Below are 21,264 nucleotides of genomic sequence, written 5' to 3'. Positions count from 1 at the left end.
AGATAAATAAAGATGATCATTAGCCCTATCATTGATCTATGTTAAACACGCTTAAATTTCAGCTGTTATAATGCGCCGCGCAATACAAGAAGTTGGCTAAGGTTTTGAAAAAATGAACGAACAAATTCCGGTTAAAAACGTTACTCCCGTAAAGGTGCACAAGCCCGCATCGAATACTGAAGGGAAGCGATACGACTCGCGTAGTCGAATTTACGTTCGTGCGGTTAAAGGCCCTCTTGAAACATTTAGACGTTTTTTCGGTTTGTTTTTTCTGGCCATCTTCGCCGCCATTCCTTGGATAAGATTTAATGGCCAGCAGGCGGTACTACTCGATATTGTAGAACAGCGCTTTTCTATCTTTGGGTTAACGTTATGGCCGCAAGATTTAACCTTGCTTGCTTATATTTTTATCGTGGGTGCATTCGCGTTATTTTTTGTGACTACTTTTGCTGGCAGGGTCTGGTGCGGCTTTATGTGCCCTCAAACCACTTGGGTATATATCTATACTTGGTTTGAAGAGAAGATAGAAGGCCCTAGAAATAAACGCATAAAACTAGATTCACGAAAAATGGACGCGGATAAGTTTATTCGCAAAACCCTCAAACATACGGCTTGGGTGGCAGTTGCCCTCCTTACCGCACTTACCTTTGTAGGGTATTTTACCCCCATCGGCGCCCTTTTTATTGATTTCTTTACCTTTAAAACGGGTTTCTGGGCCGCGTTCTCAGTGGTCTTTTTCGCAGTGTGTACATACGCTAACGCGGGTTACATGCGTGAAATCATGTGTACTCATATTTGTCCTTATGCACGTTTCCAATCGGCCATGTTCGACAAAGACACGTTTACCGTCTCTTACGATGCGAAACGAGGCGAACAGCGAGGCCCCCGCCCTCGTAAACTAAGTCATGAACAGGTGCACGAAAAAGGCCTGGGCGACTGTATTGACTGTAACCTATGTGTGCAGGTTTGCCCCACAGGTATCGATATTCGAAACGGTTTACAATATGAATGCATTAACTGCGGCGCGTGCGTAGATGCGTGTAACGGTGTAATGGATAAAATGGATTACCCCAAAGGGCTAATAAGCTTTACGTCGGAAGAAGAGCTGGCGGGGGGCAAAACACACATCGTGCGGCCTAAGCTTATTGGCTACCTAATCGTACTCATTGTCATGACAGGGTTATTGGTTGCTGACATTGTAACCCGCGTGCCTCTTGAAATTGATATTATTCGCGACCGCAATTCGTTATATCGTGAAACCAATGAAGGGTTAATTGAGAACGTTTATACCGTTAAAGTACTCAACAAATCTCAACAAACTCAGACCTATACTATTTCGGTTCAAGGGCTGCCTGAATACACCTTTATTGGAAATAGAGAAGTGACGGTACAAGGTGGTGAGGTTTATAGCACACCGATTTCGGTTGCAACCGACCCGTATAATCTGGAAGATGTGGTAACAGACATTCAATTCACCGTGACCACTACCACCGATTCAGGTGAAAACGTTACGGTTAATGAGCCAACCAAATTCCTTTATCGATGAAAGACTTTTCGTTTTCTGGATTAGATCCAGACACTATATTAGATGCCCTGGAGACTCAGGGCATTTTTCTTCAAAGCGGCTTACTTGCTCTCAATAGTTACGAGAACCGGGTTTACCAATTTCAAGCCGATGACAACAAACGTTATGTGGTTAAGTTTTATCGCCCTGCCCGTTGGACAGACCCGCAAATTTTGGAAGAACACAGTTTTGCCCAAGAGCTTGCTGATAGCGAAATTCCGATTGTGGCGCCACTAGCGCTAAACGGAAAAACCCTTCATCACCATGGTGATTACCGTTTTACCGTTTTCCCTTCGGTAGGTGGCCGCCAGTTTGAGAACGATAATTTAGATCAACTTGAGTGGATGGGGCGCTTTATTGGCCGTATTCACCGCGTGTCTCAAGCGAAAACCTTTAAGCAACGTCCAGATATCGACACGCAAAGTTATTTGGATGAACCTCGCCAGGTTTTAGAAAATAGCACCTTGTTGCCCAGTCATCTTAAAACGGCCTTTTTTGCTATTTTGAACCCCGTTATAACCGCGGCCTCTTCGGCTTACAAAGCCACCGACGTTATTCGGCTGCATGGCGATTGCCATCCGGGTAACATTCTGTGGCGCGATGGCCCCACCTTTGTTGATTTAGATGATTGTCGAATGGGCCCTGCCATTCAGGATTTATGGATGATGCTGAGCGGCGACAGACAGCAACAACTATTGCAACTCGATACGTTGATTGAAGCCTATGAAGAATTTCAGCCGTTTAATACCAATCAGCTTGCGCTAATTGAACCCCTTCGCGCCATGCGTATGGTGCACTATATGGCATGGCTGTCTCGACGCTGGGAAGATCCAGCTTTCCCTCGTGCCTTTCCATGGTTTGCCGATGATAAATACTGGGAAGGTCAAATTCTTGCGTTAAAAGAACAACTTTCCGCCATGCAGGAAGCGCCTCTAAAACTCGGATATTAGCGCGCAAAACCTGAACACACTCGCTATTTATTAGGCACTTAAGCTATACTCCGTCGCGCTTAGGTGCCCATCTATGGGTTAAACGGGAAATCAGTGAAATCTGATGCTGCCCCCGCAACGGTAAACTCAGTGTGACCACACACATTCTCCTTTATACGCCACTGTGTCATCGCTATTGATGTCGCGACATGGGAAGGCAGAGAAACCATACACAGTATTGGTGAGTGAGCCCGGATACCGGCCTAGCTTCACGGCAGTTATTCTGCTTACATTCACCCTTGTACTCGGGCGGAGTACATAGCGAGAAATACAATGAAATTTCAAACACACTTTACCTGCACTGCAGTATACGCTGCTGTGGCGACAATGCTGTCTGCACCTGTTTTAGCACAAACCCCTGATACCATAGAAACACTCACTGTTACCGGCACCCGTTTACCTGTACAAATAGCTAAGCTACCCGCATCGGTAAGCGTGCTTACCGAGCAAGATATTCAAGCCTCAGGCGCTGTGCAACTTACCGATTTAATTCGTGGTTTGCCTGGCGTAAGCCTTTCCCAATCAGGTAGCCCAGGCGGCCTTACCGAACTTCGTGTTCGAGGCAGCGAAAGTAATCACTTGCTTGTGCTTATTGATGGTGTGGTGTCTAACGACATTGGCCAAGGAAGCTTGATAGACTTGGCCCATTTGACCTCAGCGAACGTGGTCCGTATAGAACTACTACGTGGCCCGCAAAGTGCCTTATGGGGCAGTGGCGCAATTGGTGGCGTATTGAGCATCACCACCAAAGCCGGTGAAGGAACCAGTGCAAAACCTAGCATTAATTTAAGTGCAGGAATAGGCACACAAGGTACTTACCAAGGCAGCATTAACGCCGCTACGCAAAATGGCGATGTGGCAGTGCGCACTTACGCCACATACCTTAAAACAGATGGCGATAACATTTCGCGCATCGGTAATGAAGATGACGGTTATGACAACATGACCGCAGGCATTAATGTTGATTATGCGTTGGCAGATGCACACACATTAAGCGCGAAATTCCGCAGCACCCAATACGAAAATGATTACGATGGTACTGACTATGTTACCACTGGGTTGCCTGCTGATGCCGACAATGTGACTGATGGTAGCCAACTAAGCACTAAACTAGCATGGCGCTACGCACCCGATGCATCAGCTTATGCATCTACGGTGTCTTTCGATTACCGAAAAGATGATAATGACAATACCACTTCGGGTGCCGATGCGGGTGGTACGACTGGCGAGCGCTTAGGACTTAACTGGACAAGCTTTTATCGCTTCGACAATTGGCAAGTGGCAGGTGGTGCTGAATATTTACAACGTTTGTTTGAACAACGTGGCCCTGTGCTGTTTGGCGATCCTAATCAAAAGCAACACGACAATACCACCAGCCTATTTGGTGAAGCTACAGGTGACCTTGTTGAGAATGTTTTCGCAACCTTAAGCGCACGATTCGATAACAACAGTGAATTTGATGACGCCGTGAGTTATCGCGCAGGTCTTACATGGCAAGTATCAAAAAACTATGCGCTATTTTCTAGCTACGGCAAGGCCATTAAAACCCCAACCTTTACTGAGCGATTTGGCTATTTCCCAGATAGCTTTATTGGCAACCCAGACTTAACACCTGAAGAGAGTGAAGAATGGGAAGTTGGCGTAAAAGCAAATTGGAATTCGGTTTCAGCACAAGTAAGTGGTTATAGTGCCCAACTTGAAGATGAGATTAATGGCTTCGTTTTTGACACCACTCAAGGCGTGTATACCGCTGCGAATACAGACGGTGAAAGTAGCCGTGACGGCGTAGACGTTGAAGTAACGTGGCTTCACGATTTAGCGAAGGTATCAGCGTCGTATAGCTATTTAGACGCCGAGCAAAAAGATGATGGTATTGCTAACACCGAGCTTCGACGTGCACGACACCAAGGCGCTTTATCGGTATTGTCTGATTTAGGTACCGAGAAATTTAGCCTTTATGCAAAACTGGCCTATACCGGCACCCATTACGATACTTATTTCCCACCCTACCCAGCGAATGCAGAAACCTTGGGATTGTCAGCTTACACACTAGCGTCAGTTAATCTTGGTTATAATATTTCTGAAAAGTGGGCGTTATCATTAAAAGTGAATAACCTTTTTGATAGCGACTACGAGGATATCGTGGGCTATGCAGGCCAAGAACGACGTGCTTTGCTATCTGTGAGCTACCGCCACCAGTAAAACCTACCACGTCACTTTTTAGACGCAAATAGTGACATTTTATTCGCTTCTTCTTTACGAAGAAGCGAAGCTTTACCCTCATATATTATCCATTCGTTGCATTTTTCCGCTCGCTTGTCGCGTAAACTAGTGCCCAATAAAAGCCTGTGGTAACCTCAGCACTGATAGATAGATTTGAAATCAAAGGATTCAATTACATGAAGAAGTTTGCAGTATTGTTTGTAATGGCAATGCTTTTGCCATTGACCGCATGCGCCCAAGAAGGCACAGCTAAGTGGAAAGAAGGTACCCATTACACGGTATTAGATGAAGAAGCGACTAAAAAACCAGTTATTACAGAATTCTTCTCTTTCTGGTGCCCACATTGCTTCCAATTTGAGCCAATCGTAAAACAAATTAAAGAGAAAAAAGGCGAGAACACTAAGTTCGAAAAAGTGCATGTTAACTTTATGCGCTTTACAGGCTCTGATGTTCAAGATGCCGCGACCCATGCCATGTTAATTGCCCGTGCAATGAAACAGGAAGATGCGATGAACACTGCTATCTTCAATTACATTCATAAGCAACGTGCGACTATTACCAACCTTAAAGATTTGCGAAACATCTTTGTGGTAAACGGTGTTGATGGCGCTGAGTTTGATAAGTTAGCCACCAGCTTTGGTGTAAACAACATGATTCGTAAGAACCAGCAACTTATCGACAAGAACCGAGACTACCTATCAGGCGTACCAAGCTTCGTTATAAATGGTAAATATCAGCCTACGTTTACTGCTGACATGACCTTTGATGATATTGCTGATTTGATTGTTTGGTTATCTGAGCAAAAGTAATTGCTAATATTATTGAAGTAGGCTGCAACATGCCTATTTCAGTAAAGAGTTAAATGGGCCGTAGCGGTTAACGCTAAGGCCCATTTTCATTTTTATTGCGTGAAAAAGCAGGAGCTATTCATGTCGTTTTTACCGGAAGATTTCAGTGCCTTTATTTGCGAACTAGACAAGCTAAAGCGTGTTAAGCGCCAAATAACCTTACCTTGTGATGGCAATCGTCAGGAAAACTCTGCTGAGCACAGTTGGCATGTGGCATTGATGGCCAGTACCTTGGCACATTATTCCGAGAAGCCAATCGATGTCGCTCGGGTGATACGGATGATTTTGATTCATGATGTAGTGGAAATTGATGCAGGCGATTTGTTTGCCTTCAACGAGGCCTCAGAACACGACGCGCAAGCACAAAAAGAGCTTGATGCGGCAAAACGTATTTTTGGATTACTGCCTAGTTCTTATGCCGATGAGTTACTCTCATTATGGCTAGAATTTGAAGAGGCGAAAACTCCAGATGCTGAGTTTGCCAAGGCGATGGACCGGGTGCTTCCTGTGTTTCAAAACATGCAGAACCAAGGTGGTAGTTGGAATAAACACGCTGTTACCAGAGATAAGATAGAAAAGCGTAACTTACATTTGAAGCATTGTGCGCCTAAATTATGGGATTACGTCACTCGGCAATTAGATACCGCGGTCCAAAATAATTGGCTGCTTCCAGCAAAAAGCTAAAACGGTAAAACGGTAAAACGCCCTGACGTTAACGCTCATAAAAGACAAAAAAGGTGCTAGAGAACAGGTTTTCTAGCACCTTTTTTATGAGCTTTTTTGGTAGAACTTGTTAGTAACGCTTAGTTGATGTCGCTTTTTATCAAAAACGTCATCAAACTCCCTTCAAGCATGATTAAAAACGGGTACTTGCCCACATCCATAATTTGTTGGCATCTACCTTGGTGTCACCCGCAGAGTAACTGCCGTACTTAACGGCTAATGTGACGTTATCTATCACTTTAGTCACATACTGCACGTTAATTTCGCTACCTAAATCATCCACCTCGGCTGTAGCTTCATCGGCACTAAAATCATGATAGGCCAACAACCATTTACCACCGGCTAGTTTTCCAGATACCGAAAAAGTAATATCTTGAAGACCCTGTGCAGGTGTACCTAAGAATTGATCTGTCCAACCGTTAAATTTATGCAGGGTGGCTAGTGGCGTGGCAAAGCCGTACGCACCATCGTCAGAACCCAGTAATTCATAATCAATCTTAGCGGTAATGCCTGAAAAGGTAGCCGCTAGGTTGGCATTAATATAACTCGCATCATAATCGGTAGCGGTGTCGCCTGAACCTGACTCGCTGCTTTGCGTAGCAAATTCAGCGCCGTATGCCCAGTTCACCGTCTCACCTTTCATACTGCCGTTATAGCGAATACCGTAGGTATCAAGCGCGTTATCGGTGTCATTATCAATTTCTAACAAGTAGCCATAAGCGGTAAATTTTCCTACCGCTGTTTTGAAACTTGCATTGAACAAATGATCTTTTGAATCAAAATCTGCGGCTTCTGCAAAAATTCGATTTCGCTGGGTAAGGTACCCATAAAAGAAATTCACTTTCTCGTTAAGCGCATAGGTAGCAGTAACGCCATCAAAGGTCTGCCTATCTTGACGCCATCCCACATGCCCAACGAATCTGTGATTATCTAGGGCAATGACTTGTCTGCCCCCTTTGAGTGTTAGCTTTTCATTCTTATACTGAATAAAGGCTTGATCCACTTCTGTGGTTTCAGGATCTGCAATCACTGAATACTCACCTACGTTATAGCCAGTAGGGCCTACTGTATAATCGCCCTGCCCCATAACAATGCGGCTATCTTCCACTTCTGCGGTAAAGGAAAACCCGTTCAACGTTCCGGATTTAAAACCCAGGCGAGTACGAAGTGTTAATGCACTAGCATCATCAAGTGCATTATCTTGGTCGACTGATTCATAACGTAAGTTCAAATCTGCCCATGTAGACGCCTCACTAAGCACATCATGCCAGCTCTGCGCCATTGATGGCGCACTAAAACACGCCAACATAGCACTTGTCAGTGCAGCTTGAGTAAAGCGCTTTTGTGCCGGTGTAAACCTATTTGACGGTGCTTTTGTCAGCGCTGTTGATGGTTTCATATCTTGCGTATTCATGTGCGTTCCCTTGTTATTAACGATGTTAACGTTTGATGGTTAGCGTTCTTATTGACGATTTTTAGTTAAGGGGCTCCCTCCCAGTAAAAAATGGGATAAGCACCTAAGGGTTTAAATAAGTTTTAGCGACTTATGTGTCGCGCTTTGAATCAGCGTTAAACGCCTAACTCAAGCTGCGTCGGATTTACTGTTCGCTTTTTTTGCAGAACCACCTCCAGCTTGGTTAGATTTGATATGGGAAGACACCGGCTCAATTTTTTTTTGCTTATCATACAAAAAGGTCAGCACTTCATGCCGGTAGTGGTTGTACTGAGGGTTGTCAGCCAGCTTAAGCCTGTCTCGGGGTCTAGGCAGCTCAATATCGAGGATTTCGCCTATAGTGGCAGCTGGGCCGTTATTCATCATCACTATTCTATCTGAAAGCAATACGGCTTCATCTACATCATGGGTGATCATAATCACTGTATTGCCTAAATCGGCATGGATTTCCATTAATGAGTCTTGCAGATGTGCGCGCGTTAGTGCATCTAGTGCCCCAAAGGGCTCATCCATGAGTAAGACTTTAGGCTCCATGGCTAACGCCCGGGCAATACCTACACGTTGCTTCATGCCCCCAGATATTTCACTGGGTAATTTATCAAGAGCGTGGGTCATATGTACCAGCTCTAGGTTATGCATGATCCAATCTCGCATTTCCTTTTTAGACTTACCACGCATGGTGTGCTTAACCGCCAACTCCACGTTTTTATAAACGCTTAACCAGGGTAATAACGAGTGATTCTGAAAAACAACCGCACGTTCTGGCCCGGGGTTTTTTACTTCAGCACCGTCTAATATGACACCGCCCGTGGTGGCTTGATGTAAACCCGCCACAATGTTTAGCACGGTTGATTTACCACAGCCCGAGTGACCGATTAATGAAACAAACTCACCTTTCGCAATTTTGAGGTTTACATCAGTAAGTGCCGTAAACGGGCCCTTCGGTGTAGGGAAATCGATGCCTACTTGTTCTAATTCCAAGTGTTTAGCTTGCATGTTCTTTCTCCTTAATTACCGTAATACGCTGGTTTTGTCCCAGCTCACTGCACGTTGAACCGACAACATTATTCTGTCTAGTATGAAACCAATAGCACCTATAGTGAGCACCGCTACCATGATGCGTGCTAAAGATTCTGAACTACCATTTTGAAATTCATCCCAAACAAATTTTCCAAGGCCCGGGTTTTGCGCCAGCATTTCTGCCGCAATCAATACCATCCAACCGATGCCAAGTGACAGTCTTAACCCTGTAAAAATCATCGGAATGGAAGACGGTAGAATGATTTTTGTTAAATGAGACATCGGCGTTAAACGCAATACTTTACTCACGTTAAGCAGGTCTTTATCAATCGCAGACACACCAACCGCCGTGTTAATTAACGTAGGCCAAAGGCAGCATAAGGATACCGTGAGTGCCGAGGTAACAAATGATTTTGAAAACATAGGATCATCGCTAACGTACAGCGCGCTCACTACCATAGTGACCAATGGCAACCATGCTAAAGGTGACACAGGTTTAAACAATTGAATCAGCGGATTAATTGCCGCATAAGCTGATTTACTTAGCCCACATAAAATACCGACAGGGACGGCAATCACTGAGGCAATGAGAAACCCCACCATGACGGTATAAAGACTTGTCCATATTTGATCAAAGAAGGTAGGTGAACCGGTGAACTCGCGAGTTTTTGGTTCGTAAGTTGGGTCTTGTGCAACCCGCGCGGCGTTGCGCTCTTCTTGCCTTGTGTAAAACGCATCAGCTTTGTCTCGCTGAGCACTATGCTCAGTAATAAGCGAACCTGCCTGCTCCCACACTTGAGCAGGACCAGGAAATTGCCCAAGCGAGGTATCAATACTTTTTGCCACACCATTCCAAATAGCGAGGAACATCAAAAGGCCAATAAGAGGCAGTAGTAAAGCGGGCGCACGACTATAAACCGCCCCCATGGTGCCGCTCATTGGTGATTTGGCTGGCGAAAAGCTTAATATATTTGCCATCTTACTCATGTTGTTCTCCGCTATTTGTGTATGACAGTGAAACTGTTAAAGAACAGTTTCACCCTTTAGCCCAATGCCAAACTGTTCAAGGTAAGCATTTGGCTTGCTACCGTCGTAGGTAACACCGTCGATAAATTCAGATTGAGGTGGTTTGAAGCCAGTTTCAGTAGCAAATGTTGGGAAGTCCGTCGCTTTTGCTTTTCCTTCGGCAATAAGCGCTTTTGCTGCCATCGCGTAAACCTCAGGCTTATACACTTTACGTGCAGTTTCTTTATACCAATCGTCTGATTTAGGCTCTGAAATTTGTCCCCAGCGGCGCATTTGCGTTAAATACCAAATCGCATCACTGTAAAAGGGATAAGTGGCGTTGTAGCGGAAGAATACGTTGAAGTCTGGTACTTCACGCTTATCGCCTTTTTCATATTCGAAGGTGCCTGTCATGCTGTTAGCCAATACATCTTCATCAGCGCCAACATAGTTACTTTTCGCTAAGATTTTTACTGCTTCTGGTCGGTTAGCGTTGTCATTTTCATCTAACCACATCGCGGCACGAATTAACGCTTTAACCACACGAATGTGAGTATTCGGGTACTTATCGGCCCACGCTTGGCTTACACCAAATACTTTCTCTGGGTTGTTTTTCCAAATTTCGTAATCGGTAATAACCGGCACACCAATGCCTTTAAATACTGCCTGCTGGTTCCAAGGTTCGCCTACGCAATACCCATAGATAGTGCCGGCTTCCATCGTAGCTGGCATTTGAGGGGGAGGGGTAACTGATAGCAAAGCTTCAGCATCAATTTGCCCAGCATTGTCACCTTTGTGTGGTGCATAATAGCCTGGGTGAATACCACCGGCAGCAAGCCAGTATCGAAGCTCGTAGTTATGCGTCGATACAGGAAAAACCATACCCATGTTAAACGGCTTACCCGCATCACGGTATTCTTCAACCACTGGCTTTAAATAATCAGCTTTAATAGGGTGAACAGGTTTGCCGTCTTCTACCGGAATATGGGCTTTCATTTTTTCCCATATTTCGTTTGAAACAGTAATGCCATTACCATTTAGATCCATACTGAACGCCGTCACTACATGCGCTTCGGTACCAAAACCAATGGTTGCGCCAAGAGGTTGCCCTGCTAGCATGTGGGCGCCATCAAGTTGGCCGTCAATGGTTCTATCAAGCAATACTTTCCAGTTTGCTTGGGCTTCTAAGGTGACATATAAACCTTCATCTTCAAAAAAGCCTTTTTCATAAGCAATGGCCAATGGCGCCATATCAGTCAATTTGATAAAACCAAATTTTAATTCTTCTTTTTCTGGCCAACCCACTTTTTCATCGCTTTGTGCGGTAGCAAGTGGCGCGCCTAAGGTAAAAGAGAGGGCTATCGCAGCGGTTAAGCCTGCTGTCATTTTTTTCTTTATTTGTTTGAGCATTGAAACGTTTTTAAACTTGGTCATTTATGTTTCCTTTAGCCAAAAAAAAACCCACCAGCGAAGACGAATAAACGTCGCGCTTGGTGGGCTTCGATGCCGAGCCTGTAATCATTAGTTAATGAGGTACAGGCGAACTTATTGTTTGGGTGTTAGATGTTGCTACCAGTACTTAATGTACTTTTTTATTTTGGTATCGCTTAATAGTATAACTGCCATTAATAAAGCAGAGTTCGTGCCAAAACCCTAACACACTGAAATAATAGGATTTAGCAAAAATACAAATGGTAATCATTCTTTTGCCTGAACAATAACAGTGCGTTTATTGCACTAGAAGTGTTCGATGCACGGCATAGGGGTGGTTGATGCACAGCGGGGAGGGGAATAGAAACACGGGGGAGACACCACACTCCCCTCAGTGCTTAATTTATCGTTTCAGGCTATAGCCTCTGGGTGAATTGACCAATGGCGTTTACGACTTCTGAGGAGCCATTTTGAATTTCGTTCATGACTTTGCCCGACTCAGTCGAGTACTCAAGCGCTTCTCTCGCTTTTTCCTGTCCCGCTTCAATGAGTTGCACCGCATTTTCGGTAAGCTTTCTGTTTTCATTTACCACACTGACAATTTCTTCAGTGGCAGTACTGGTTCTTGACGCAAGTTGGCGCACTTCATCAGCAACAACGGCAAAGCCTCTTCCTTGGTCGCCCGCTCTGGCGGCTTCAATTGCCGCATTAAGCGCCAGTAAATTGGTTTGATCGGCAATACCACTGATGCTTTTAACTAAATCAGCCACTTTTTGCGACTGTTCATCGAGTTCGCGAATCCCCTCGCTAGCTGTCCCCATTTGCGAAGTGAGCTCCCCCATAATTCGCACCATACTACCCACTACCTCTTTACCTTTTTGAGCTTGTTCTCCCGTACCTTCCGATATATTGAAAGCAACATTAGCGGCCTCAGATATAGCAAATTCTCTTTGCATTTGTTCTGTGATCGCCGTAGCAAATTTAACAACCTTATAAAGCACGCCTTGATCGTTCCTAATAGGGTTGTAGGAGGCTTCCAACCATACATCATTGCCTCGACTATCTACCCGCTTAAAACGGTCTGAAAACATTTTTCCTTGCGATAGGTCACTCCAAAATTGACGATATTCTGGTGTGTCAACTTCATCCGCTGGGCAAAATATTTTGTGATGCTTTCCAAGAATTTGCTCTAATGAGTAGCCCATCGTCGATAAAAAATTATCGTTAGCTTTAAGAATTTTGCCTGTCAGGTCAAACTCAATTACCGCGGTGGAACGGTTTAATGCATCTAGCATATCGTTCATTTCACGACTTTTATTGATATTTTTGGTTTGCTCTGCCATGTACAGCGCGATACGCTCTACACCACCGGATTCGTTAGTAATTGGCTGCAATATACCTCTAAACCAGCGGTCTTCACCGTTAGCATTAGCAAGATTTATCGCACCGTGCCAATGCTGTGCTTGCTTAATCGCCGCAATAAACTCTTTCGTGGCGGGCTGCCCCATCACTCCCTGAGGAATGAGGCTATCCATGGTTTTTCCATCGAGCGCATTAGATGAAAAATCTATTGCCTCTGAAAAGCTGTCGTTCACTTTACTGATTTTGCCGTTTCTATCCAATTCGACATAAAGCATTTCAGCCCTAAGTTCACTTTCCACCGTATGAAATGATTCAACATCTTTGCGTAAACGCTCTACTTCTTCTAATAATTGCTTATTCTTAAAAAACATCCCGTGCTCCTCGACATTCGGGTATAGCATCTCGCTCACACAAACTTCCCATAACGTTTATGAGAGCAAGCGAGGATGCAAAGTCGTTATTGCTTTACTTGGCTGATCTAAAGATAGCAGAGGATTTACAAGTTACTTAATTATTAGAAGAATTTGAAAACGAGCTGATTATTAGACAGCAGCATTAGACGCGAATGGTCTAATACTGGGTAAACGGTAAATTAGCTTTGTCTCGTTTTGCCCACATTTGTGCAGCAAGCGCATTGGCTTTCTCTACGTCATACCCTTCAAGCAAGATAAGGTAACTCACTAAGGTAGCGTGAATAGCTTGTTCACCGTAAAGATGCGAAGTCTCACCTCGCCAAACCGCGAGCATATCGTTCACGTTCATTTGCGTATCTTTAAGGGCCATTTTTTCTGTCAACTCTGGAAGAATAATTTCTTCGGTACTTCCATTGCGCGTGATATAGAGTTCGGTTTTTCGCTCACTATTGACTTCAGGGTCTCCCCCATCGCCTCGAAAGCACAGCGCTTCGAACGCAGGAAAACTTTCATTCACACGACAATGTTTATGGTCAAGGTGCATGTGATAGACACCTTGCACACAATAAGGAGCAGACGTCGGGTTCAGCAAGCGCGCTAAGGTATTTGCGCATGAGCGTAACCCAAACACTTCACGTAATTTTATGATGGTATTAAGCGCTGGCAATAAGTGCGAAAGGTCGAGGTAGGTCACACCAAACTCACCCATTTGGCGAGAGGCATCGGCAATACTATTTACCTCTACAAGCCCCAAAGCAGGCAAAGCTTTGCTTGCATACAATCGACCTGAGCCTGGCTCATGGGCACCATGTAACATAATGGTATAATCGTTTTTAGCCAATATCGCGCACGATAACAGATACCAGGGTAACTGGCGGCGCTTACCGGCATAACAGCCCACATCTAATGTAGGTGTTAAGTTAGCAAGTTCAGGTTCTAGTAATTCACGGCATGCATCAATAAACCCAATGACTTCTTCCGGGGTTTCTTCTCGCGTACGCAAGAGCATTAAAAACGCACCACGTTGATCGCCGGTAACCTGATTAGACAAAACCATCTTCATAGACTCGTAAGCTTCTTGGCGGGTAAGACTGCGCCCCCCTTTTTGGCCCTTGCCGATGATTTTTATATAGTTGCTAAATTGCTGAGACATGCTGCTTATTGTGTAAAAGTGATGTATTGACGAGTTGTCGTGACTCTACCACCTTTCCAAAAATAAGTAACGTAGGACCACTAACATTCGCTTCAGACACCAAACTACCAATGGTACCTAAGCTCCCCTCTATCACCCGCTGTTGTGGGCTTGTTGCATTTTCAACTGCCGCTACAGGCCAGTCGTTGGCAATGCCTTGTTTTGCCAACGCGTCGCATAGCAAAGACAAGCGACTTAACCCCATGTAAACCACCACGGTTTGAGAAGCTACGTTTTTTGCCAACTGGGGCATATCGGGCCATGCTTCAGGGTTTTGAAAATGGGCAGTAATAAAACTTACTGACTGGGCACAGCGTCTATCCGTTAGCGGGATACCTGTGTAAGCAGACATGCCTGAAGCCGCCGTAATGCCAGGTACAATAGCAAAAGGAATATTTGCTTCTGTCAGTGCCATGGTTTCTTCGCAAGTTCTAGCAAACAACGCAGGGTCGCCACCTTTAAGTCGCACCACACAATGACCGGCCTTCGCTAGCTCAACCACCTTCGCGCTAATCTCTTGCTGCTTCATACTGTGCTGACCACAGCGTTTACCCACATATTCACGTTTCACATGACGGGGAATTTCAGCAATAACATCTTTGCCCACTAATGCATCAAACAAAACAATATCAGCTTGTTTGATTAATCTAAGCGCCTTAAGGGTGAGTAATTCAACATCGCCTGGGCCAGCCCCAACAATGTACACTTTGCCTTCTTTCTTGCTACGTGGCGCGCTTTTTCCGTTGCCTAACCATCCACTTAAAAAACCTGATGTGGAGTGCCTAGCAGGTTGCGATAATGTATTGCGAAACAACAGCCCAAAGGTGTTAACTAAAGTGTTCATGATAATCTCTCCAGAGCAAAGTTCGTCGTTGCTCTTGTGTTAGTCGCTCTTCTGATAATAGCTATTGTAGTAGTCACGTTTATGCAAGATGCTTTGCTAGTAACATTGCCAGTGGCATTCTCGATAGTAATCTGCGTAGCTTTCTTATCAGCCACCCGCTTGGTGTTAACTTTCACGAGCGACGTCTTCTACTGTGGTAGCATGTTCGTTAATTAATGTTGCTAAAGCGGGTTTGCAGGAGCCGCAGTTTGTGCCGCACTTTAATGTATCGCCCAATGCAGAAACTGATGAGCACCCGTCTACTATTGCTTTGCTAATGGTTTTTTCCCTTACAGAAAAACAGCTGCAAACCACAGGGCCATTTAAAAATTCTTCGTCAACGTTACAACGTAAAAAGTTAGCCAGTTTTTCAGGGTTAAAACTTTGCGTTAATGCGCTGTCTACCCATGAATTTGGCACATCATACTTTGGCTTCGTACTGGGGCTTTGCACACCAAAGAACGCCATAAAACAAAACGAATCTTCATATGTACAAATAAGCACTTGGCTGTCGGCGGTTTTGTGTTGATAGCACACCCAATTTTTAGGTAGTTTTTCTAGCAACCCTTTTATTACCGCTTGCGATTCAAGTTGGCTGGCAATAGATACGCCCAGCCCATTATCAATTAAATATTTAGCCCAGTAGCCGTTATTGCTTTCCACTACCTCGTTCAGCACCTTTACGATATCCCATTCGCCATGTGCCGCTTGAACGTCATCACTAATATAGAGCTTTCCGTAGCTTGAAAAGTTGAGGGGCGTAATCGATACCGCACCATGCTTAAGTTCTGGCTGCCCTGAAATAGGGTCGGTCGCGGGCGCATAAAGTTTTGCCAACTTACTGTGCGAACCCCACTCCCCAGACCAATGAATAGGGACGAATACATCGCCTTGGCGCTGACGTTTATCAATTTGCACAGGGAAAATACAGGGTGTTTCGCCGCTCACTTTACTGCTAAGCGTGACATAGTCGTTCGTTGAAACACCCAATGCTTTTGCATCTTCGGGATGAATATAAACATTAGCGTGGTCAGTATGAGCATGGAGTACCGGCGCTTTGCCTGTTCGTGTCATGGTGTGCCACTGATCACGCATTCGCCCACTATTAAGCACAAAAGGAAATGCATTCGAGGTAACTTGAGTGGGAGGTAAGAATCGCACTGCAACAAAATTTGCTTTGCCCGACGGGGTAGAAAACACTTTGTTATAAAAGGGGCGAACAGGTGCAAGTGTCTGGTCGCTGTTGGTAATAAGTGGCCATTGCACAGGCGCCATTGCATCATATTGAGCCTGAGACTTCCCGGTTAAAGGGGCAAGATTGAGCAATCGCGCGCCGTCGTTTTTGTATGCGGTCAAACGGGCATGTTCATCAAATATTTCGCTAGGGTGAGAGTAAGAAAACTCGCTGGCAAAACCCATTTTATTGGCTACATCACACATAATTTGCCAATCATGTTTGGCTTCACCTGGAGGCGGCATGATGCCTCTTTGACGGGAAATTCTGCGCTCGGAATTCGTTACAGTACCGTCTTTTTCAGACCATCCTGTTGCAGGCAATGCAATATCAGCAAAGGCAAGGGTATCGTTACTTTGTACAATATCTGACACCACCACCATATCGCATTTTTTAAGCGCCGATTCAACTTGCTCCCGATAAGGCATACTCACTACAGGGTTCGTGCCCATTATCCACACAAACTTGATTTGTCCTGCATCCATAGCTGAAAACAAATCTACTGCTTTTAATCCGCCTTGCTCTGGCATAGCCGGAGATTGCCAAAACGCTTTTACATTTTCACGGTGCTCAGGGTTTTCAATATCACAGTGGGCCGCCAGCATATTGGCTAAGCCCTCCACTTCCCTGCCCCCCATTGCATTTGGCTGACCAGTTATAGAAAAAGGACCGCAACCTGGCTTGCCGATAGAATCTAATGCAAGATGACAATTAATTATCGCATTGGCTTTATCTACCCCGGCTGAAGATTGGTTAACCCCCATGGAATAGAAAGTAATTGCAGTGTCGGCATTGATGAACCAATCATAAAAGGTGGTTAAATTCGCCTCATTTAAACCGCACACACTAGCCACGTCTTTTGCATCAATAGTGTTAGCACTTGTGATGGCGTCATTCAATCCTTGGGTAAACTCACCAATCGCAGCTTCATCTATTGCCCCATTGTTGTGAGCAAATTGAAGTAACCCATTAAACAACGCAACGTCGCTGCCTGCTTTTAGCGGTAAATGTAAGTCTGCAATTGTGCAGGTCTCAGTTTCCCGCGGGTCAATTACCACCACCTTCATATCAGGATTGCGCAGCTTAGCCCTTTGAATGCGCTGGAATAATACGGGGTGTGCCCACGCGGTGTTGCTGCCTGTAAGCACCAATAGTGAGGTACATTCTAAATCGGTGTAATCACAAGGCACCACGTCTTCGCCAAATGCACGTTTATAAGCTGCAACGGCAGAAGACATACAAAGCCGTGAGTTTGTGTCTATATTGGCGCTGCCAATAAACCCTTTCATGAGCTTATTAGCAACATAATAGTCTTCAGTCAGTAGTTGCCCTGACACATAAAATGCAACGGCATCCGGCCCATGTTCAGCAATAGTCTGGGTGATTTTATCAGCCACCGCGCGGGTAGCCGTGTCCCAATCTACCTTTGCACCTGCCATGGTTGGGTGAAGCAAACGGCCGCTAAGATCGTTTGTTTCGAGCAGGTTTGTGCCTTTTACACACAGACGACCATAATTGGCCGGATGCTCGGGCGTACCAGTAACCTTGTCCAGGGAGGTAATACGCCCGCTAACGTTGCAACTGATATCTACACCACAACCCACACCACAATAAGGACAGGTGGTTTGCTTTTGCCGCAGTCGTGGTTCCAGCATAGTGGTTTTTGGTGTAGCCATATTCATGGATAAACTCTCTTAGTAAACAAAAAGAACATAGATAAGTGGCTTAAACAGCAACGAGTATTCGCTCACCTTCCACTTTCACGTCATACGCCACTACGCTTACGTCATCACGTTCAATACACTTGCCTGAGGCTAACACGTAGTGCTCTTTATAAAGGGGCGATGCCACCACGACATCATCAGCTATAGAACCTATAAGGCCGCGATATAGCACGTTTGCCTTACCGATAGGGTCCCAGTTGCTAATGGCGTAAAGGAATTGCTCACCACCTTTCATCACACTAAACAATGCCACTTGCTGACCTTCTACAAGTGCACAAACACCGCTGTTTGTTACCACGTCATCAATGCCACATACATCATGCCAAAGGGGCGCTGCTTCTGTATTTGCTGTCATCAGTTTATTCCTTATTAAATTACGTCAACCGCAATGAGGTTGTCGGCACCTTTAGATTTCTCTAATTCAGTGGCAGGCCTAACTTGACCTCGCTCAGAAACAAACTGAATGTTTGTGTCGGTGCCATCTGTGTTAACGAATTGACGGAAACGTTTACGCGAGGCTTCGCTTTCAAGCGTGGTTTTCCACTCACACTGATAAGCACCAACCACGGTTTCCATTTGGGCTTCTAAATCAGCGTTAATATTTAGCGAGTCATTCATGACAACATCTTGCAGGTAAGCTAAGCCCCCTTCTAAGTTGTCCATCCATACCGATGTACGCTGAAGTCTATCGGCGGTGCGTACATAAAACATCAATACGCGGTCGATGTACTTAACCAGTGTTTCTGTATCTAAATCGGTAGCGAATAAATCGGCATGGCGAGGCTTCATACCGCCGTTTCCGCACACATATAAATTCCAGCCATTTTCGGTGGCAATAACACCAATATCTTTACTTTGAGCTTCTGCACATTCCCGCGTACAGCCGGACACGCCAAATTTAATCTTGTGCGGCGCACGTAAGCCCTTATAACGGTTCTCTAAATCGATGGCGGTTTTCACCGAATCTTGAACGCCGTAGCGACACCAAGTGCTGCCCACACAAGACTTCACCGTACGAAGGGCTTTAGCGTATGCATGCCCTGTTTCAAAGCCGCCTTTGACAAGGGCTTCCCAAATATCAGGAAGTTGATCGACCCGTGCGCCAAACAAATCAATACGCTGACCGCCAGTGATTTTGGTATACAGGCTGTATTTCTTGGCAACTTCGCCTAATAAAATTAGCTTTTCTGGCGTAATTTCTCCCCCCGCCACGCGAGGAACCACAGAGTAAGTGCCATCTTTTTGCATGTTTCCAAGATAGATATCGTTGGTATCTTGAAGAGGTAAATGCTCTTGTTTAAGTACGTAATCGTTATACACAGACGCTAAAATAGAGCCTGCTGCTGGCTTACATATTTCACAACCAAGACCGGTACCATGCTTGTCGAGCAATTCATCAAAAGAGGTGATGCCGTTCACTTTTACAATATGGAATAGTTCTTGGCGGGTATGGTTGAAATGTTCACATATGGCTTTTGAGACTTCGACACCGCGCTTTTCAAGCTCGCTATCAACCACGTTTTTAAGCAGAGCAGTACATCCACCACAACCCGTGCTGGCTTTTGTACAGCTTTTTACGTCGCTAAGGCTGCAGCAGCCTTCGTCGATAGCCGATACAATGTCGCTTTTGGCCACGTTGTGACAAGAGCAAATTGTGGCGGTATCTGGCAGTGCATCAGCCCCTAATGCTGGCGCAGCCCCTGCACTTGGCAAAATAAGAGTTTCAGGATTTTCCGGCAAATCAATGCCGTTTAAGGCGTATTGCAACAAGGTGTCGTAGTCACTCGTATCACCCACTAACACGGCACCCAACACTTTTTGTTGGCTTTCATCTACCACCAACTTCTTGTACACGCCTTCTGGCTGATTAAAGTAGGTGTAGCTTTGTGCGCCAGTGGTACGCTCATGCGCGTCACCAATAGAGCCCACTTCCACGCCCATCAACTTAAGCTTTGTGCTCATGTCGGCGCCAGTGAATACGGTATCACCACCTGCTAGTGCGCTTACTGCGGCACGAGCCATGGTGTAACCTGGTGCAACCAAACCAAATATGCGGTTTTGCCACAGTGCACATTCGCCCACGGCGAAAATATCAGGGTCGGACGTTAAACAATTATCATCAACCACAATGCCGCCACGTTCACCAAGGGCTAGCATGGATTTTCTGGCGAGTTGATCTGATGGGCGAATACCCGCTGAAAACAGCACCATATCGGTTTCAAGAAAAGTACCGTCGGCAAATACCATGCGATAGCGTGATTGCTCACCGGCTTCGATAACCTGTGTTGCTTTCTGGGTATGTACGGTTACCCCTAACGATTCAATTTTACTGCGAAGTACGTCACCGCCGGTTTCGTCTAACTGCACAGCCATAAGCTGAGGCGCAAATTCCACCACGTGGGTTTCAAGGCCTGCTTCTTTTAACGCGTTTGCCGCTTCAAGCCCTAATAAACCGCCACCCACTACCACACCCACTTTGCTTTCGCGGGCAGAGTTCTCAATCGCAATCAGGTCATCAATAGTGCGATACACTAAACAGTGCTCTTGGTCGTTTCCTGGGATAGGCGGAACGAATGGGTAAGAGCCAGTGGCCAGTACCAACTTATCGTAAGGAAATACCTGACCATCTTCCGTTAACGCCTTTTTCTCGTCGCGCAGCAAGTCAGTCACTATGGCGTTTGTCACCACATTAACGCCCCACTCACGATATACATCAGCGGTTGTTAGGGCTAAGTCATCTGCGCTAGCACCACTAAAGTAAGAGGACAAATGTACTCTATCGTAGGCCAGTCTCGACTCACCGCACAGTACGGTGATGTCAACGTTATCGCTGCTTTGATGAAGCTGTTCAACAAAATGGTGCCCTACCATTCCGTTTCCAACGACGAGAATTCGCGTTTTAGATGCCAAAGATGTCATGGTCTCTCCCCTTTATTCGGGACAAAAAAAAGCCCGCACCAACTTTCGTTGTTGCGGGCTTCGTTGCCTATCAAGCGCTACGAGTTATCATAGCTATCAAATTTTTATGAGCTAGGTTGCTCTAAACATACACACACAATTTTTCACACAAAAAAGTATATCCAATATTAGTGCCATGTCATTACTAGCCTGTTTTATATAGATTTATTCAAAAAACAGGCTTTTCGAACCACCTTAATTTGCACCAAACAAAAGCATTTGCGATTTCATTTGGTGCATCT

General features: G+C 45.3%; 15 protein-coding genes and 1 riboswitch. Of the genes, 5 read left to right on the top strand and 10 right to left on the bottom strand.

The features are described from left to right. The first annotated feature begins 112 nt into the window (after positions 1-112). The 5 genes from ccoG (at position 113) to J5X92_RS07760 (ending at position 6,308) form a co-directional block, all read left to right on the top strand. The gene (gene ccoG / locus J5X92_RS07780; protein ID WP_208805298.1) at positions 113-1,546 is read left to right on the top strand and encodes a cytochrome c oxidase accessory protein CcoG; all 1,434 of its coding nucleotides are present in this window, start codon (positions 113-115) and stop codon (positions 1,544-1,546) included. After that, positions 1,543-2,514: a serine/threonine protein kinase gene (locus J5X92_RS07775; protein ID WP_208805296.1), complete on the top strand. Its 972-nt coding sequence runs from the start codon at positions 1,543-1,545 to the stop codon at positions 2,512-2,514. The genes ccoG and J5X92_RS07775 overlap by 4 nt, the downstream gene beginning before the upstream one ends. A 44-nt stretch (positions 2,515-2,558) precedes the next feature. Continuing rightward, positions 2,559-2,775: riboswitch (cobalamin riboswitch) on the top strand. 51 nt (positions 2,776-2,826) lie between these two features. Beyond that, positions 2,827-4,755, top strand: a complete 1,929-nt coding sequence (locus J5X92_RS07770) for a TonB-dependent receptor (RefSeq protein WP_208805294.1) — start codon at positions 2,827-2,829, stop codon at positions 4,753-4,755. Between the two features lie 197 nt (positions 4,756-4,952). Next, complete coding sequence (locus J5X92_RS07765; protein ID WP_208805292.1) at positions 4,953-5,585, top strand: thiol:disulfide interchange protein DsbA/DsbL; 633 nt, start codon at positions 4,953-4,955, stop codon at positions 5,583-5,585. 120 nt (positions 5,586-5,705) lie between these two features. Next, complete coding sequence (locus J5X92_RS07760) at positions 5,706-6,308, top strand: HD domain-containing protein (RefSeq protein ID WP_013785458.1); 603 nt, start codon at positions 5,706-5,708, stop codon at positions 6,306-6,308. Between the two features lie 172 nt (positions 6,309-6,480). On the opposite strand, the gene J5X92_RS07755 is transcribed toward J5X92_RS07760, so the two are convergent. From J5X92_RS07755 to nirB, 10 genes are all read right to left on the bottom strand, one after another. Beyond that, positions 6,481-7,656, bottom strand: coding sequence for an alginate export family protein (locus J5X92_RS07755; protein ID WP_148259190.1), 1,176 nt, complete (start codon positions 7,654-7,656; stop codon positions 6,481-6,483). 273 nt (positions 7,657-7,929) lie between these two features. Beyond that, positions 7,930-8,796: an ABC transporter ATP-binding protein gene (locus J5X92_RS07750; protein WP_013785460.1), complete on the bottom strand. Its 867-nt coding sequence runs from the start codon at positions 8,794-8,796 to the stop codon at positions 7,930-7,932. 15 nt (positions 8,797-8,811) lie between these two features. Beyond that, positions 8,812-9,807 (bottom strand): ABC transporter permease, encoded by a 996-nt coding sequence (locus J5X92_RS07745; protein WP_013785461.1) that lies wholly within the window; start codon positions 9,805-9,807, stop codon positions 8,812-8,814. A 36-nt stretch (positions 9,808-9,843) separates the two neighbouring features. Then, positions 9,844-11,259 (bottom strand): CmpA/NrtA family ABC transporter substrate-binding protein, encoded by a 1,416-nt coding sequence (locus J5X92_RS07740; RefSeq protein WP_208805291.1) that lies wholly within the window; start codon positions 11,257-11,259, stop codon positions 9,844-9,846. 413 nt (positions 11,260-11,672) lie between these two features. Beyond that, a complete protein-coding gene (locus J5X92_RS07735; protein WP_208805290.1) occupies positions 11,673-12,989 on the bottom strand; it encodes a PAS domain-containing methyl-accepting chemotaxis protein in 1,317 nt (438 codons plus the stop codon). A gap of 199 nt (positions 12,990-13,188) precedes the next feature. Next, positions 13,189-14,184, bottom strand: a complete 996-nt coding sequence (locus tag J5X92_RS07730) for a glycosyl transferase family protein (RefSeq protein WP_208805289.1) — start codon at positions 14,182-14,184, stop codon at positions 13,189-13,191. After that, complete coding sequence (gene cobA, locus J5X92_RS07725; RefSeq protein ID WP_208805288.1) at positions 14,168-15,067, bottom strand: uroporphyrinogen-III C-methyltransferase; 900 nt, start codon at positions 15,065-15,067, stop codon at positions 14,168-14,170. The genes J5X92_RS07730 and cobA overlap by 17 nt, the downstream gene beginning before the upstream one ends. Positions 15,068-15,232: 165 nt before the next feature. Beyond that, a complete protein-coding gene (locus J5X92_RS07720) occupies positions 15,233-18,022 on the bottom strand; it encodes a nitrate reductase (protein WP_208805287.1) in 2,790 nt (929 codons plus the stop codon). A gap of 43 nt (positions 18,023-18,065) precedes the next feature. Continuing rightward, entirely contained in the window at positions 18,066-18,419 is a 354-nt protein-coding gene (gene nirD / locus J5X92_RS07715) for a nitrite reductase small subunit NirD (RefSeq protein WP_208805285.1), read from the bottom strand. A gap of 14 nt (positions 18,420-18,433) precedes the next feature. Further along, positions 18,434-20,983 carry a nitrite reductase large subunit NirB gene (gene nirB, locus J5X92_RS07710; protein ID WP_126872432.1) on the bottom strand — a complete coding sequence of 850 codons (2,550 nt, stop codon included), beginning with the start codon at positions 20,981-20,983 and terminating at the stop codon, positions 18,434-18,436. Positions 20,984-21,264 lie beyond the last annotated feature (281 nt).

This window comes from Alteromonas sp. K632G (genome assembly GCF_017653625.1).
GTDB classification, from domain to species: Bacteria; Pseudomonadota; Gammaproteobacteria; order Enterobacterales; family Alteromonadaceae; genus Alteromonas; species Alteromonas naphthalenivorans.
The sequence above is the reverse complement of the archived record's forward strand: the minus strand, read 5'-3'. Positions and strand labels throughout refer to the sequence as shown.